Genomic DNA, 12,518 nt, shown 5'->3' with positions numbered 1-12,518 from the left:
CGGCCACCGGCCACGCGGCGATAATCATCGGGCGACGAAACTCCCATGCGCCCTCCTTCAGAGCCTCCGCACGCCGCGTGACGCGTAGACTGACTTCTTTTTCGGCTTCACCGTGGCGGTCGCTGCACCCACTGCCATTGCTGTGGTGACCATGCCGTCGATTCGGCCGCGGGAGCGCTTCTTGTCGAACGCCCGATTGCCCTGACCATCCGCGTCGATCGCAGCGTTTGCGGCGCAGCTGTACGTTACCGGCGAACTGTCGATGACGATCCGCTGATCGAGGATGGCATCTTCCGTCCGCGTGATTGAATGCGGCATGCAAAGCTGCCGGTCCTCAAACATAATCCGCTTGCCCTGCGCATGCGGGACGATCTTTAGGCCGCGCCCCTCGGGCTTATCCGGACCGCCATACAGCCACACTTCAAGGCCGACCTCTGCACAGGCGTCCATGAAAGCGGCGATAAATGCCGGGTCGACCACCAGCTCCAGCACCTTCTGATCGGCGCACAGCTGGGCGACCTGCATCGCGACGTAGGTATAATCGATCGTCGAGCCAGGCGTGGCGATCAGATGGCCGTCCTCTACCCATTCGACATACGGCGCTTTATCGCGGTCCGCCCGATCGCGAAGGCCATCCTCGGTGGTCCAATACCACGTCTTCACCGCGATGGGCTCCTCGCTGACCGGCTCCCATGCCGCGCTCAGCGCGGTAAGATCGTTCTTCTGCGACAGGTCGAGCGCCAAGCGGCAATAGCGATGCCGCATTCCCTTCTCGGCGACAGGCCCTTGAACAGCCGCCCACTTCTCCTCGTCGATCCAGAAGTCAGCGGCGGCGGTATCGATGCCGAAGTAGAGGCGCTTCACGCTCGACTTGGTTGATGGTCGCAGGATCGCTGCCGCGACCGTCTCGCGAATGTTCTCTATGGGGAAGGTTTCGCCCAGCGCCGGCAATGACTTCTGCCAGCATTGCTCATTTTCCAGCACCGTTTCGCGGTCGGCTTTGTCAACCCGGGCAATAAAGGCGAACGCGGTATCATCGCGCGCCTCACCTTTCGCGATCGACTGATAGAGGTTCGAATATGACGTGCCGACATGCTGCGAGGTGGCCGGGGTATTGGTGCCCAGAAGCATCAGCGCATTTCCGGCGACCTTGTCGATCGCTGCTTTCCACGTGAGCAGCGAGGATTCCGATTTGAACTCGTGGATCTCGTCACCAGCGACGAACGAAGGACGCGGCCCGGACTGCGCTTCACCGCTGGCGATAGGCATGAAGAACGAACCGCTATCGGGATGCTCGATCTTCCAGGCATTCTCTAGTTCGCCACGAATGACGACCTCGCCCAGCGATTCGAGGCTCTCGCCCTCATCGTACCCGGGGATATCGGCCCGACACATCGCCGCGGCATCGCGAAATAGGACGTTGGCGGTCGCTTTGTCTTCGCCGATCGCATAGCATTGAGCGCGCGAAATATCGCACCACCCCATGATGTAGACGCCAATCGCGCCCATGAGGGGCGATTTGGCTTGGCCCTTTCCCGTCTCCAGCCAACCATGCCGGAATCGCCAGCGATTGGTGTTGGTCCGCCATCCGAAGAGGCTGCCGCCGACGAACGTGTGCCACTCCAGAGGGTGGAAAGGCTCGCCAGCAGCCGGGCCGTCCGTCACCTGAAACACCGAGGGAAGAAAGTTCAGAAAGTGAGCGGCTTCCTCCGGACGCCAGTAGATGCCCCGCTTCTCGCCATCACGCATGTCGCGCAGATGACGCTCCGCAGCGTGCCGCACGAGCTCGCCGGCTGTGAACAACTTGCCCTCAACCGCTGCTTTCGCCCAAGCCGTCGTTGGGTCTGGGTCGGACAGGAAGCGGTTAGCCACGTGGCTTCAGGTAGCGATCGGCCCCAGCCGTCCGGCGGGCCTTCTTTTCAACCTTCGCGCCACTGCCTCGCTCGCGCGGGCTGAGGCATAGCTCTTTTTCCAGCGCCTGCGCCTGTGACGACGCATTGGACATCGTCGTCCACCAAGGGTTGTATGTCGGGACGCCGGTCTTCTTCGCCTTCATGACCGGGCCGGATTTCAGCACCTCGCGCGCCGAAATGTCGAAGGTCACATAGGCGGCGACGAGCCGCTTGATCGAATGCGCGTTGGCGACGGTCAGCTTTTCGACGGTGCGCAGCTCGCTGACGATGTCGCGCCAGTAACTGGCTGCTGCCTCTCGGTCGGCGGCGCGGCCGAAGATGGTCCGCCAGTTCGGCTCGGGCGGCATGCCGTCCCCGCCGGGCAGCTCAATCAGGTCTGCCATGGAAACCTCCGGGGGGCCGGAAACCCTCCCCCCTCAAAATCTACTCTCGGCGCACATGGAGGGCGGGGTCGGTTTCCCCTTCCGGCGCCCTCAAACTTTCGATGGGGGGGTGGGCGCGCCGCCGATGGGGATGAGCGTCACCTCGACCTTCCCGGTCAGCGTTTCCATCGCGAACTCATCATCCCTGATGATGAGAACACCATCTGGGCCTCTCTGGCAGCGCGTCACCGTGCCCGCCTCGGTGTCATAGGCAACGACCTGTACGATCTCGACGCCGTCGAGGTATACTCGGCAGCGCTGGCCGATCGTGTGGTCATAGCCCTCATCATCTACCGACAGACGGACCGGCGCTTGCTCCGTCACGGCGCTTTCACCAGTTCGAGCGCCTGCGCTTCAGTGAAGCCCTCTGCCACATAGGCAAGGAAAAGGGTGCGGCGTGAATGGGCGATAGAGCCCGCGCTCTGCGCAATAGTCGACCAGGCCAGCGCCATTGCGTTGACGGACTCCGTCATGGCCGCGCGCGTCTGATCGTACTTGAGCGGTTCAGCGGCCATCAGGCCCTCCTATTCCATGGATGATCAGGGCTGGTCGGGCGCCCGTTGCGCCCCGTGCCCTTGCCCTTGATCAGCGCACCGGGCGTGCGGCCCTGCGCTCTTGCAGCCTCTTCCTCGGTCTTTTGATCCGAGCAGTCCTTGCACACGCCCTGCAGGTTGTCGTCGTCGTCGGTCCCGCCATCGGCGAGGGAGACGATATGGTCGATGATCTCAGTTCGTGCGATCAGTCCCTTGGCCTTGCAGATGACGCAGAGCGGATCACGGTCACGAATGCGGGCAATGATCTTCATCCACCGCCGCCCGCGAATGCGGTTCGGCGATGAGCCCCGCCAGGTCACTCAGTCTGCTCTGCTGCCTGCTGGGCGATCAGAGCGGCCAAGTCGGCCTCCAGTGAGGCGACATCATCGCGGGCTGCAGCGAAGGCATTGTACGCAGTCCAACCGGCAGCGTTGGCAGCCACATGCTCCTGCCGCTTGGTCTCCAAGGTGGCCCGGGCCGCCAGAAGGGCCGCCTGCGCATCAGCGACGGCACGCGCCAGATCGGTCATGATAGGCCTCTCGCTGAGACGGTTGCGGGGGCGGGATTCGAACCCGCGACCTTCAGGTTATGAGCCTGACGAGCTTCCGGACTACTCCATCCGGCACAAATCGAATGTCTGGAATAGCGTCGCACGTCTGCCCCGATGCACTCGGTTCAGCGGCGACCATGGTGGCTGCGCCACGCTTGAACGGCCATTGCCATTTGTCGGTATTTCCGATCAGCTTTGGTGGATACACTGCAACAGGAAAAGGTCAAGAGCACTTCTCGATAAGCAGAGCGAGCATCATCAGGGAAGAGAGGGCCTGACATCATCTTGTAACCCATACTCCATTTACCGCTTGGCCAGGCGCAATGATTTCATTGGAAAGCTTCGTCACTTGAACTCCTCGATAGCCGCACTCAGTCAGCAGTTCGAGCATCTCGCGAGGTGCCATTTTGCAGTTAGAACCGAGTACGACCTCACGTACGGGGATATTGGGCCAGCGCGCTTCTCTAAAGTCCCGCTGAATATAGTCCACCGTCTTGCCGCCGCTCTCTCGCTGTAACAATTTAGAGTATCTAAGCATTCCATTGGATTGCCTAGATTCATCAGAGAACTCTCTGTATTCTGGCTTAGCTTGCAGCCACACTATTCTTGTTTCTCTCTCTTCTTTCCACTTTTTTTCTTTTGTGCAAACATACAATGCAATAAAATCAGAAATTATTCGAGGAGCATCCGGTGTTATTTCAAGCCAACTCTTATTCATTAAACTGCTGTAATTACGGTCAAATATCCTGAATGTATAATCGATCAAATCATTATGAGATCGATCTGGATACCTTACCACCTTAATGTTTCCCATGCCCGTGAAAGCTCGTGGATCAAAGCCAATCGCTATACCGGTATTTTTTCCAGCGTATTCGTCCCACAGCCTCGGGTTCTTTGGTATTTGGCAGAATGATGCGCTTAAGATGTGATTAGTTTTCTCATCGAAATCAAAGCGCCTAATACAGAAATTAATTAATTCCTTCGCCGTGTCTTTTTGGAACCTATTTTCAATCCATTTAAGCAAAGGTTCACGAAATAGTTTCTGCCCGAAGGATATCTCAGTGTCATCATTAAGTTGTCTGACCTCGGAAAACCACATGGTACCGTTGGACAGAATTGCGCTGCCACCTTCGCAATTTGTGAAATGATACAGCGTCGGAAGTTTATCCATTTCTTTCCCCCTCACAATCGAGCTGACGGTCTCAAATTGTCCATAATGAGGTCTTAGTCATCCATAAAGTTGCGACGCGTGGTCATCGGTCAGTAAGCGACAAACATTAGGCCGACAAAAGGCTGCTGTTCGGAATGCTGATCGGAATCGCGAAGCCCTCGAAGCACACCAGCGCCCGCCCGCCGCGCGTCGTCGTCACCACACCGGTGAGCCCGTCAAAGCCGGCATCAGGGCACTTCACCGCCTCGCCTGGCTGAAACACGCGGGCTTTCACGATGGGTTTGCACCGCTGCTCGGCCAGCCGCAGGGCATCAAGGGCGCGGTCGCTCACCCATGGATATTTGCCCTCATGCCGGAACACCCGGAAGAAAGGGCATCCCTTGGTCACCATACGGCGCAGATCCGTGTCGAACACCTCGAAGGTCAGGGCCGGCGCGCGCGAGAACGCCACGAGCTCGCCCAGCCGGTCATAGCGAGCGAACACGAACGACGGCAGCAACGGCGCCGGCACAGTCACCCGCTTGCGGGCGTGGCCGACACGGCGCGTCAGTTCCTCGGCTGGCGTCCACACGTCATAGCCCGCGTCCTTCAACGCCTCGGCCACCGACAGGGTGCGCGAGGGGGACATGCGCAGGATGCACCACTGCGCTGCGCTCTTGTCTGTCATGCCGATGCGTCTCCCTGATCTGTGCTGGTGGCCACCCACATCTTTTCCCCGCTGGGCGTGACGATGAGCCGGCGCGTGCCGTCGCGGGTGCGGGCGATGATCGGGCAAGGCGCCAGCACAATCGTCGGCTCACCCCATTGCAGCACGGACGGATAGGTCAGCTTGACGATGTGCGCCGGCATCCTGACCCAGCCGGGCCGGGCGTCGGCCATGGCGTAATGCTGCTGCGCGGTGAAGCGCGAGCCGGCCACCGGCGTGCCTTCCCACTTGCTCATGGCTGATGGCGTGAGCGTCATGCGGCGGCCCTCGTCGTGCGTCCTACGCTGGTCCGGACATGATCGACGGACATGCCGGCCGCCTGGGAGGCCGCGAGCAATTGCTGAGTGAAGTTCGCCTCGATGTACGTGGCGGCGAAGCTGCTCCTGCAGATCACGGTCAAGGCGGTGTCGCGGGCGAGGAAGGCCGATGTCTCGAACCACTGCGCATAGGCGGCGGTCCCGACAGCGCGGCGCAGGTGGTCGCGCATCCGGTCGGCGGTACCGCCCTCGCTCGCCTTCTCGGCAACCGGCTCGGCTGGGGCACGCTGGGATGGGGGCACGGCTGCCGCCAACCGTTCGAAGCTGACCCCGGCCCGATGGGCGCGCATCACCTCGGAATGATCCTTGATCAGCCATTTGGCGAGGGCAGACGCCCAATCGACCTTTTTGCCGATCGCCCGGGTCTCGCCGTGCCAGTGCAGCCGGAACAGCTCGCAGCGGGCTTCGTAGGCGCCGCGTGGCCATGACTGGACCAGCGTCCTCGCCGCCGGCTGGAGTTCGCTCACGAACGGCGGGGACCAGTCGGCCGGAAGCCTGTGCGGCTTGATCGGTTCGGTGGGCTCAGCCGGTTCGGCAGGCTGGGGCTTCTCGCCGTCAGCCCCTTCGCCAGCCGGCTTGGCCTGCTCAAACTCATCGGGTTTTTCAGCGGCGGGGGTATCTTCTTCGTTAGAAGAAGATGGGGGAATAGGTTCCCTGAAAGGTTCCGTGTCCCGTTTTTGGGACTCTTCCCGCGCAAAAGTGGAACTGTTCCGCTTTTGGGACCGTCCCTTTTTCGGTACTGTTCCGTTTTCGGCATCCTTTGCGCCGGCAGCACCGCCCTCATTGGCAGCGAGTTGGTAGACCTTCACCTGCCGCGTCCGCCCTTTGCGGTCGCCCGTGTCGCGGATGAGGGGCAGCAAGCCGCCCTCCAGCCGCTGGAGCGCCAGAATGACCGTCTTGCGGTTGAGGTCGCTGAACTCACAGAGCCAGTCGATGGAGGGATAGGCGCAGTGATGCGCGTCGGCGCACGATGCGAGGCCGAGCAGCACCAGCTTGGCAGGCGCGGAGCCCGGGCGCTGGCGTGCCGCCCATGATTGGGTTTCCCAGCTCACTGCCCGACAAGCTCCCGGAACAGGATGGGCTCAACGGTCCCATCGGAATGGATGCGATCAAGCCAGGCGTCCATGCTCGGCTCAGAACCATCCCATCTCTGCGGCCAGGTGCGCGCTTCGATCAGCTCTCGAATGCGGGCCTCCTCTTCGGCATTGAGGATGTCGACGCCAGGGCGGCCCAGCCGTTCAGCCTCGATGTTGCATCGGCTCTGGATGTCGATCACCCGCTCGAGCGCCCACAGGCGAGATTCGAGCTTCAATGGACCGCCGCGCTGGCCCGACTTGGACAGGGTGCCATCCTTGAGCGTCTCGGGTTCGGCCTTGCGCAGCCGGTGTTTTGCCTTCCTCAGTTCGCGGTACAGCGGCTTGAGCTCCAGCAATGGGCGCAGATGGTCCCAGCCGGGCATCGCGACAATCACGCCGAGGGCGATATCCTCGCTGGCCAGGGGGCACCCGATGCATCCGGTGCGCGCAGCAATGTCACGGGCATCGTCATCACCGCCATAGGCATCGATGAGAATGCGAGTGTCCCAGCCGCCGAATTCCGCCAATGGCGCATAGATCATCAACCAGTCGAAGATGTTGCAGACGCGCCAGTGCAGCAGTGGCGCCAGCGTGGCGACACGGCCGCGAATGCCGGGGCTTTCAGGCAGCACTTGCTGATACCATCCCTGACCGCACTCAGCGCCGTCCTTCGAGCACGACATGGCTATGCGGCCATCGCGAACAGCACTTTCCCCTTGGCGAACACCGGTAAGCATCAGCGTCGTGCCAGCGGCGCCTTCGATCGCCTCGGCGAGTGCCGAGGTCATCGGGTCAACCTTGATCTGCCGCGTGCACCACCGCAGCGTGCCATTGTTCGGCGGCGGGATGCCCCGTCCGAGCATGTAGACCATGAACCGCTTGTCGAGGGGCGCGCGCACTGTCTGCACGTCGATCCAGTTGCGCTCCCTCAGCTTAGCGATGATGCGATCGGCGGAGGCTTGAATGGGCGGGAGCTCTTGCCGCGTGTCCGCATAATAGACGCGGAGCACCTCTGGCTGCGGAAGTTCGCCTGCGTCGATCATATGGATCAGCAGGGTCAAGAGCGCCGTGCTGTCTTTGCCGCCCGACCAGGCAATCGCCTTGTGCTCATGCTCGTCCCAATAGGCGCGCAGGGAGGCCAACGTCATTTCGACGGCCTCTTCGTGGACCATGCGCACCCCTCGGGCGAATAGATTGTCGACCGGCCGGCTCATGGCTTGATCTTCCGATTGGCGACCTTCAGCAGCTCGTCACCGTGGCAAGGCTCACCCTCGCCGCACCAGCAGGCGAGGTTCTTCCAGCGCAGCTCATCCAGCGCGGCGGCTTGCAGGTCCAGACTGCGGCCCAGATGGAGCCGATACAGGTCCACCGATTTGCCCAGCGCCTCGGCCTTGGTCGGGAAGTGCCAGCCGTCGACGAAATCAGGCGCGCCCTTTTCGATGCAGCGCCAAGGCCCGATCATGATCGGCTGGCCCTCGTCGTCGCGATCGCCGCTCTCGACCATACCGACCTTCTCGACGATGAAGGGATTGCCCCATTTCGTCGTGCGATCGATCTTCACCGTGTCGGCGGGCATCCGCCAGCCGCGCGTGCGCCGCAACTGGACGCGGACAGGGGGGCGGCTCATGCCCGCGCCTCCATTCGCGCAGCCTGGCGCAGTTCGCCCGTGCGCTCATAATGGCGCGCATCGGCCGCAATCATGTCCTCGACCATCCTGCGAGCCATGGCTGCGCTGATGCCGGACATTCTGGCGATGCGGCGATACTCGGCGCGATACTCTATGGGGCACCAGCCGATCTTGGTCTCCACCATCTTACGGGTGGCGGCCCGGCGTGAGGGCATGTCGGCCGGATAAACCGTACCTTTGGAGAGCAGGCCCAGCCGCCGGCCAGATTCCCGCAGCCGCTCCATGAGAGCTTCATTCTGGCGCTTTGTCGCCCCGCCCCGCAAAGTCCCCGCCCTGTGCCTCGCAGCGAATACCGGATCGGCGTGCCGGGCACGGAGCGTGGCGCTGATCGCAGCGTTCCGCTCCGGAGACTGGGTAATGGCCCGTGCGTTGCAGGCCTTGCAGAGATCTGTCTTACGGCCCGGATACATGCGGAAGCGAGTCTCGCACCCCGGACTCGCGCACAGCCGAATGTCCGGCGTCCTGCGAGTAGCGGCCATGGCGCAGGGATGGCAAAGGTCCGTGCGCCGCTCGGGCCGTAGGACAATGTCTCTCCCGCAACTGGCCGCGCAGGACGCCATAGCGCGAATTTTGGTCATAGAGCCTCCCCTTCAATGATGGTGAAGACGACGCAGCACAGCGGCTCGTCGCGCATGACGCGCTCGATGCGGAATCGGCTGTCATCGATCTTGAGTGCCTGGGCGATGCCATCGCGGCCGGGCTTGAAAGCGCTTTCCGCATTGTCGTCGTCGCGACGCCCGCGGGAGGGCGGAAAGAAGTCCACTCGCACATGGATCAGCCCCTCGGCTGGCACCTGCACGCGCGCGTTGAGCGCCAGCGCCCAGCAGACCTGTCGATAACCCTTCGTCGCCCTGATCTTCTCCCACCGGTGGCGATGGTTGGGGCTGCACGCGATTGGCGGATAGTCGCACACGATGCGCTGGCCAGCCGGCAGGGCCACGCCTTCCAGCGATCCCGGTGCCGGCCGCGGCTTAGGCGCGCGGCGCTTCTTCTTCGGCGCTCTGCCAAATACGGTCATGATTTGTCGGCCTTGGCCATGAGGCGCGGATCGGCTGGCAGGCCGAGCTCGTTGCGGATCTGTTGCGCGGTCGCCAGCACGGCGAGCCGCTCGGGGGTGTGGCGGACACACACAAACCGGCCGCCCCGGTCGCGCGGCTGAAAGCGCCGCGCCTCCCCGGTCCACAGGCCCAGATTGTGGGTGTCCGCCGTCACGGTCTTATTCCGGCTTGCCGAACAGCAGCGGCAGGCCGGTCTCGACGTGCACGCGCTCGCAGGCTTCGGAAATGGCGTCGTCAAAGGCCCGGTCGGAGCGCCACAGCTCATAGAAGAACACGAGGCCCTGCGGCGTCTTGCGGTAGCGCAGCCGCGCCGCCAGCCGGTAGAGCATCCCGCGCTGCAAGACCGGGATGGCGATCATGAACAGGTTCGGCACATCGAGCTTGCCGCCATGTTCGTCCTGATGCTCGACCTCGAAGGCGATCTTCGCCTCGCCGGTCGACAGGTTCACCGCCTCGCGGACGTTCGCGCTCTCGTAGACCTTGAGGCCGCGCGAGAGTTCGACCAGCTTGGTCGGCGTGGCGATCTTGCCGCCGCAGATGTTGATGAACTTCTGCAGCCCCTCGCTGGGCTTGTCCTCGCCGGGGATCAGCTCGATCACGTCGACGATGCGATCCTCGAGGAATGCCGCAAAATCGGCCATGGTCATCGGCTTCTTGTCGCACTCGGCCCACGCCTTCCATTCGTCGGACAGGGGGAAGTTGAACACGGCGCGGTGCTTGCCGAAGCGCGGCAGCGAGGTGGCGCCAGCCGGATGATAGTCCAGCACTGCCGTGATCGAGGGCGCGGCCCGGTTGTCGATTGCGAACAGCGCGCTGTCGGCATCCTTGAAACGCTCGATATGCTCGATCAGGCTTTCGATGCGCGTGAACGCAGCGCTGCCCTCGCGGTGGACCGGGCCTTTCCGGTAACCAGCGAAGGCGCCTGGGCTGATGATCTCAATACCATCGCGCCCTTTCGACGCGGGGACCGTGATGCCCGTCAGCGGATCGGTGATTTGAATAATATCGACGGGGCCATAAGCCTCGACCAGCTCGCGCGCGGCGTCGATTTCAGTCCTGTTTTCCATGGTAGTCTGCTCCTGTGGTGAAAAGGTCAGTCGACGGAGCGCGTCTGGGCGCTGCCGGACACGTCGCGGATGCCGAACATTTCCTGCTGGCCGGGGCGCGTGCGGGTGAAGCGGTTGTCTTCCGTCATCCACATCACCGACTTGGGCCGGCGATCGACGGGCGCGACGACCTTGAAGGCGGACTTGATCTCGACGATTCCGCCCTCTTGGATGAAGTCGAGCGTGATGGTCAGCTTGCCCTTGGCCTTGCCGCCATTGTTCCAGGCGTGCTCGGTCATGTTCGCCGCGAGCTCTTTGACCTCCTGGTAGCAATCGGCGTCGAACTGGCCGTCTTCTAGGTTCCGGATGAACTCGGCCAGCGTATTGCAGGCGCCGGGCACCCGGCCGCCGTCGGCCGCGCGCGTAGAATTATCGCCGCCAGCCGGCAGCGGATCACGTTCCGTCATGTCACTCACTCCTTCAGACCGGGCGGACTTTCCGCGCGGCAAAGTTGGGGGTATTCTGCTCAGCCCGTGGCGCGGCGGACAGTTCGTGTGGGAGCTATTGCTGCCCGCCGCGCTGGGCGGGGGCTGGTCGCAAGGGTACGGCCAGCCCCCTTGGGGGTCAGGTTGTCGCTGTTGCCCTGGTTAAGGAAAGATCGGGCTCTGTCCTCCGTCTCGGGACGCAGGAAACGCGTGCCCCTGATGTCCCTGACGAAGTGAGGATCGCCCATCGCCTTTCGACCGAAAGTCACTTCGGACATGCCTGACCGCTTCAGGTAGGCGTCGATGTCTCGGACGAGATCGGGGTGATACTTCGACATGCCGAATGTTCTAAAGTAGGACATATCCTACAGTCAAGCATATTTAATAGGAATAATCCCAGCATTACGCTGTAGCGCGAAATGTGGGATAGTTCCTACATGGAAAAGACCGCATTACAGCGCTTCATCGCGGGCGCCCTCTCGCTCGCACCGCAGAAGCGCGACTATTACGACAAGCTCATTCAGAAGCGCACGGGGTCCACCGGCAAGCCTATCTATGACATCGAACGGGGGAAGAGCACGAACCCGGGGATCAAGGTGCTGGTGCTGATCGCGGAGACGCTGAACCAGCCGCTCGATCTGCTCACGCGCGCTGTTTCCGGCGAAGACGTGGAGCCCGTCGACCAATGGGACGGTGTCGCACCTGACCAGCCGCCGGTGGTGTCCGCGTCGCTGGGCGAGACCATCGCGTTGAAGCGGTATGATCTCGGCTATTCTATGGGCGACGGCACCAATCTGGACGATTATCAGGAAGAGGGGAGCATCGACTTCGACGCTGGTCTCCTCCGGACCATTACCTCCGCCCCCTTTGAGCGCCTCATCGTGGCGGAGGGAGAGGGCGACAGCATGTTCCCGACGATCCTCAACAAGGATCTGCTCGTGATCGATACCGGCCAGCGCGACCTTCGGCTGCTCGACAAAATCTATGCGATCAGCCTTTTCGGTGCGGGGGGTCTCAAGCGATTGCGGCCTTTAGGGCACAACCGCGTCTTGGTTATTTCGGACAATCCCAACCGAGAAAATCAGGAGGTTGATGCCAGCGATGTCTTCATCCTAGGCCGCCTGATCTGGTCCGGCCGGCAGCACTGAATGTAGGACATATCCTATTTATGGTTGACATAGTAGGATAAGTCCTACTAGCTGGCCTCTCATCATCCGATGGGAGGCTGCTTTGACGCACATCGATATTTCCAAGCCGGTGACGCTCTACCGGCAGGCACAGGCGCTTGAGGGTCAGGCGGCGCTCCTGCGCGCGCAGGGCAAGCGTGACTTGGCCGCGCGCGCCGATATCGCGGCCCGCCAGTATCGCGATGCTGGCGAGGCAATCGCCTACGCGCAGGGCATGGAAACGCTGATCGCCGAGGCACTCGCGCCGGCCGCGCAGGTGGCGGCATGAGCAGCAGCCGTTCCGCGCGTGCTGATGTGCGCAACCCGATGATGAACTTGGCGAGCGTTCGTGCCCTCCGAGACCTTCCTCCACAACAGCGTGCCGCAC

General features: G+C 62.2%; 19 protein-coding genes and 1 tRNA gene. 2 read left to right on the top strand and 18 right to left on the bottom strand.

Going from position 1 to position 12,518, the window contains the following annotated elements:
- Window positions 1–57 precede the first annotated feature (57 nt).
- From M2343_RS11580 to M2343_RS11495, 18 genes are all read right to left on the bottom strand, one after another.
- Window positions 58–1,803: a terminase large subunit gene (locus M2343_RS11580; RefSeq protein WP_264576771.1), complete on the bottom strand. Its 1,746-nt coding sequence runs from the start codon at window positions 1,801–1,803 to the stop codon at window positions 58–60.
- Between the two features lie 61 nt (window positions 1,804–1,864).
- Window positions 1,865–2,296 carry a P27 family phage terminase small subunit gene (locus M2343_RS11575; protein ID WP_264576770.1) on the bottom strand — a complete coding sequence of 144 codons (432 nt, stop codon included), beginning with the start codon at window positions 2,294–2,296 and terminating at the stop codon, window positions 1,865–1,867.
- A gap of 90 nt (window positions 2,297–2,386) precedes the next feature.
- On the bottom strand, window positions 2,387–2,659 hold the full coding sequence (locus M2343_RS11570) for a hypothetical protein (RefSeq protein WP_264576769.1): 273 nt from the start codon (window positions 2,657–2,659) through the stop codon (window positions 2,387–2,389).
- Window positions 2,656–2,850, bottom strand: coding sequence for a hypothetical protein (locus M2343_RS11565; protein WP_264576768.1), 195 nt, complete (start codon window positions 2,848–2,850; stop codon window positions 2,656–2,658). Before M2343_RS11565 ends, M2343_RS11570 begins: the two co-directional genes overlap by 4 nt.
- On the bottom strand, window positions 2,850–3,140 hold the full coding sequence (locus tag M2343_RS11560) for an HNH endonuclease (protein WP_264603890.1): 291 nt from the start codon (window positions 3,138–3,140) through the stop codon (window positions 2,850–2,852). The genes M2343_RS11565 and M2343_RS11560 overlap by 1 nt, the downstream gene beginning before the upstream one ends.
- Window positions 3,141–3,184: 44 nt before the next feature.
- Window positions 3,185–3,397: a hypothetical protein gene (locus M2343_RS11555; RefSeq protein ID WP_264576766.1), complete on the bottom strand. Its 213-nt coding sequence runs from the start codon at window positions 3,395–3,397 to the stop codon at window positions 3,185–3,187.
- 22 nt (window positions 3,398–3,419) lie between these two features.
- Window positions 3,420–3,493 (bottom strand) — tRNA-Met (locus M2343_RS11550).
- A 205-nt stretch (window positions 3,494–3,698) separates the two neighbouring features.
- Window positions 3,699–4,589 (bottom strand): DUF2971 domain-containing protein, encoded by an 891-nt coding sequence (locus tag M2343_RS11545; protein ID WP_264576765.1) that lies wholly within the window; start codon window positions 4,587–4,589, stop codon window positions 3,699–3,701.
- A gap of 106 nt (window positions 4,590–4,695) precedes the next feature.
- Window positions 4,696–5,256 carry a transcription termination/antitermination NusG family protein gene (locus M2343_RS11540; RefSeq protein WP_264576764.1) on the bottom strand — a complete coding sequence of 187 codons (561 nt, stop codon included), beginning with the start codon at window positions 5,254–5,256 and terminating at the stop codon, window positions 4,696–4,698.
- Window positions 5,253–5,552, bottom strand: a complete 300-nt coding sequence (locus M2343_RS11535) for a hypothetical protein (RefSeq protein WP_264576763.1) — start codon at window positions 5,550–5,552, stop codon at window positions 5,253–5,255. The genes M2343_RS11540 and M2343_RS11535 overlap by 4 nt, the downstream gene beginning before the upstream one ends.
- Window positions 5,549–6,601, bottom strand: coding sequence for a DnaA N-terminal domain-containing protein (locus M2343_RS11530; RefSeq protein ID WP_264576762.1), 1,053 nt, complete (start codon window positions 6,599–6,601; stop codon window positions 5,549–5,551). The genes M2343_RS11535 and M2343_RS11530 overlap by 4 nt, the downstream gene beginning before the upstream one ends.
- 59 nt (window positions 6,602–6,660) lie before the next feature.
- The gene (locus M2343_RS11525) at window positions 6,661–7,836 is read right to left on the bottom strand and encodes a phosphoadenosine phosphosulfate reductase family protein (RefSeq protein WP_264577552.1); all 1,176 of its coding nucleotides are present in this window, start codon (window positions 7,834–7,836) and stop codon (window positions 6,661–6,663) included.
- A 62-nt stretch (window positions 7,837–7,898) separates the two neighbouring features.
- Window positions 7,899–8,315 (bottom strand): DUF4326 domain-containing protein, encoded by a 417-nt coding sequence (locus M2343_RS11520; RefSeq protein WP_264576761.1) that lies wholly within the window; start codon window positions 8,313–8,315, stop codon window positions 7,899–7,901.
- The gene (locus tag M2343_RS11515) at window positions 8,312–8,599 is read right to left on the bottom strand and encodes a hypothetical protein (protein ID WP_264576760.1); all 288 of its coding nucleotides are present in this window, start codon (window positions 8,597–8,599) and stop codon (window positions 8,312–8,314) included. Before M2343_RS11515 ends, M2343_RS11520 begins: the two co-directional genes overlap by 4 nt.
- A gap of 350 nt (window positions 8,600–8,949) precedes the next feature.
- Window positions 8,950–9,393 carry a hypothetical protein gene (locus M2343_RS11510; RefSeq protein ID WP_264576759.1) on the bottom strand — a complete coding sequence of 148 codons (444 nt, stop codon included), beginning with the start codon at window positions 9,391–9,393 and terminating at the stop codon, window positions 8,950–8,952.
- Window positions 9,390–9,587, bottom strand: coding sequence for a hypothetical protein (locus M2343_RS11505; RefSeq protein WP_264576758.1), 198 nt, complete (start codon window positions 9,585–9,587; stop codon window positions 9,390–9,392). Before M2343_RS11505 ends, M2343_RS11510 begins: the two co-directional genes overlap by 4 nt.
- 4 nt (window positions 9,588–9,591) lie before the next feature.
- On the bottom strand, window positions 9,592–10,500 hold the full coding sequence (locus M2343_RS11500; RefSeq protein WP_264576757.1) for a YfdQ family protein: 909 nt from the start codon (window positions 10,498–10,500) through the stop codon (window positions 9,592–9,594).
- 26 nt (window positions 10,501–10,526) lie between these two features.
- Window positions 10,527–10,946, bottom strand: coding sequence for a hypothetical protein (locus M2343_RS11495; RefSeq protein ID WP_264576756.1), 420 nt, complete (start codon window positions 10,944–10,946; stop codon window positions 10,527–10,529).
- A 455-nt stretch (window positions 10,947–11,401) separates the two neighbouring features.
- Here M2343_RS11495 and M2343_RS11490 point away from each other — a divergent pair, with 455 nt between their 5' ends.
- Together M2343_RS11490 and M2343_RS11485 are read left to right on the top strand one after the other, a co-directional pair.
- Window positions 11,402–12,112, top strand: coding sequence for a helix-turn-helix transcriptional regulator (locus M2343_RS11490; RefSeq protein ID WP_264576755.1), 711 nt, complete (start codon window positions 11,402–11,404; stop codon window positions 12,110–12,112).
- Window positions 12,113–12,194: 82 nt separating this feature from the next.
- Window positions 12,195–12,419: a hypothetical protein gene (locus M2343_RS11485; protein WP_264576754.1), complete on the top strand. Its 225-nt coding sequence runs from the start codon at window positions 12,195–12,197 to the stop codon at window positions 12,417–12,419.
- Window positions 12,420–12,518: the final 99 nt, after the last annotated feature.

It is taken from the genome of Sphingobium sp. B8D3B, assembly GCF_025961875.1.
Taxonomy (GTDB): Bacteria; Pseudomonadota; Alphaproteobacteria; order Sphingomonadales; family Sphingomonadaceae; genus Sphingobium.
This window is presented reverse-complemented; position numbering and strand designations above follow the sequence as displayed.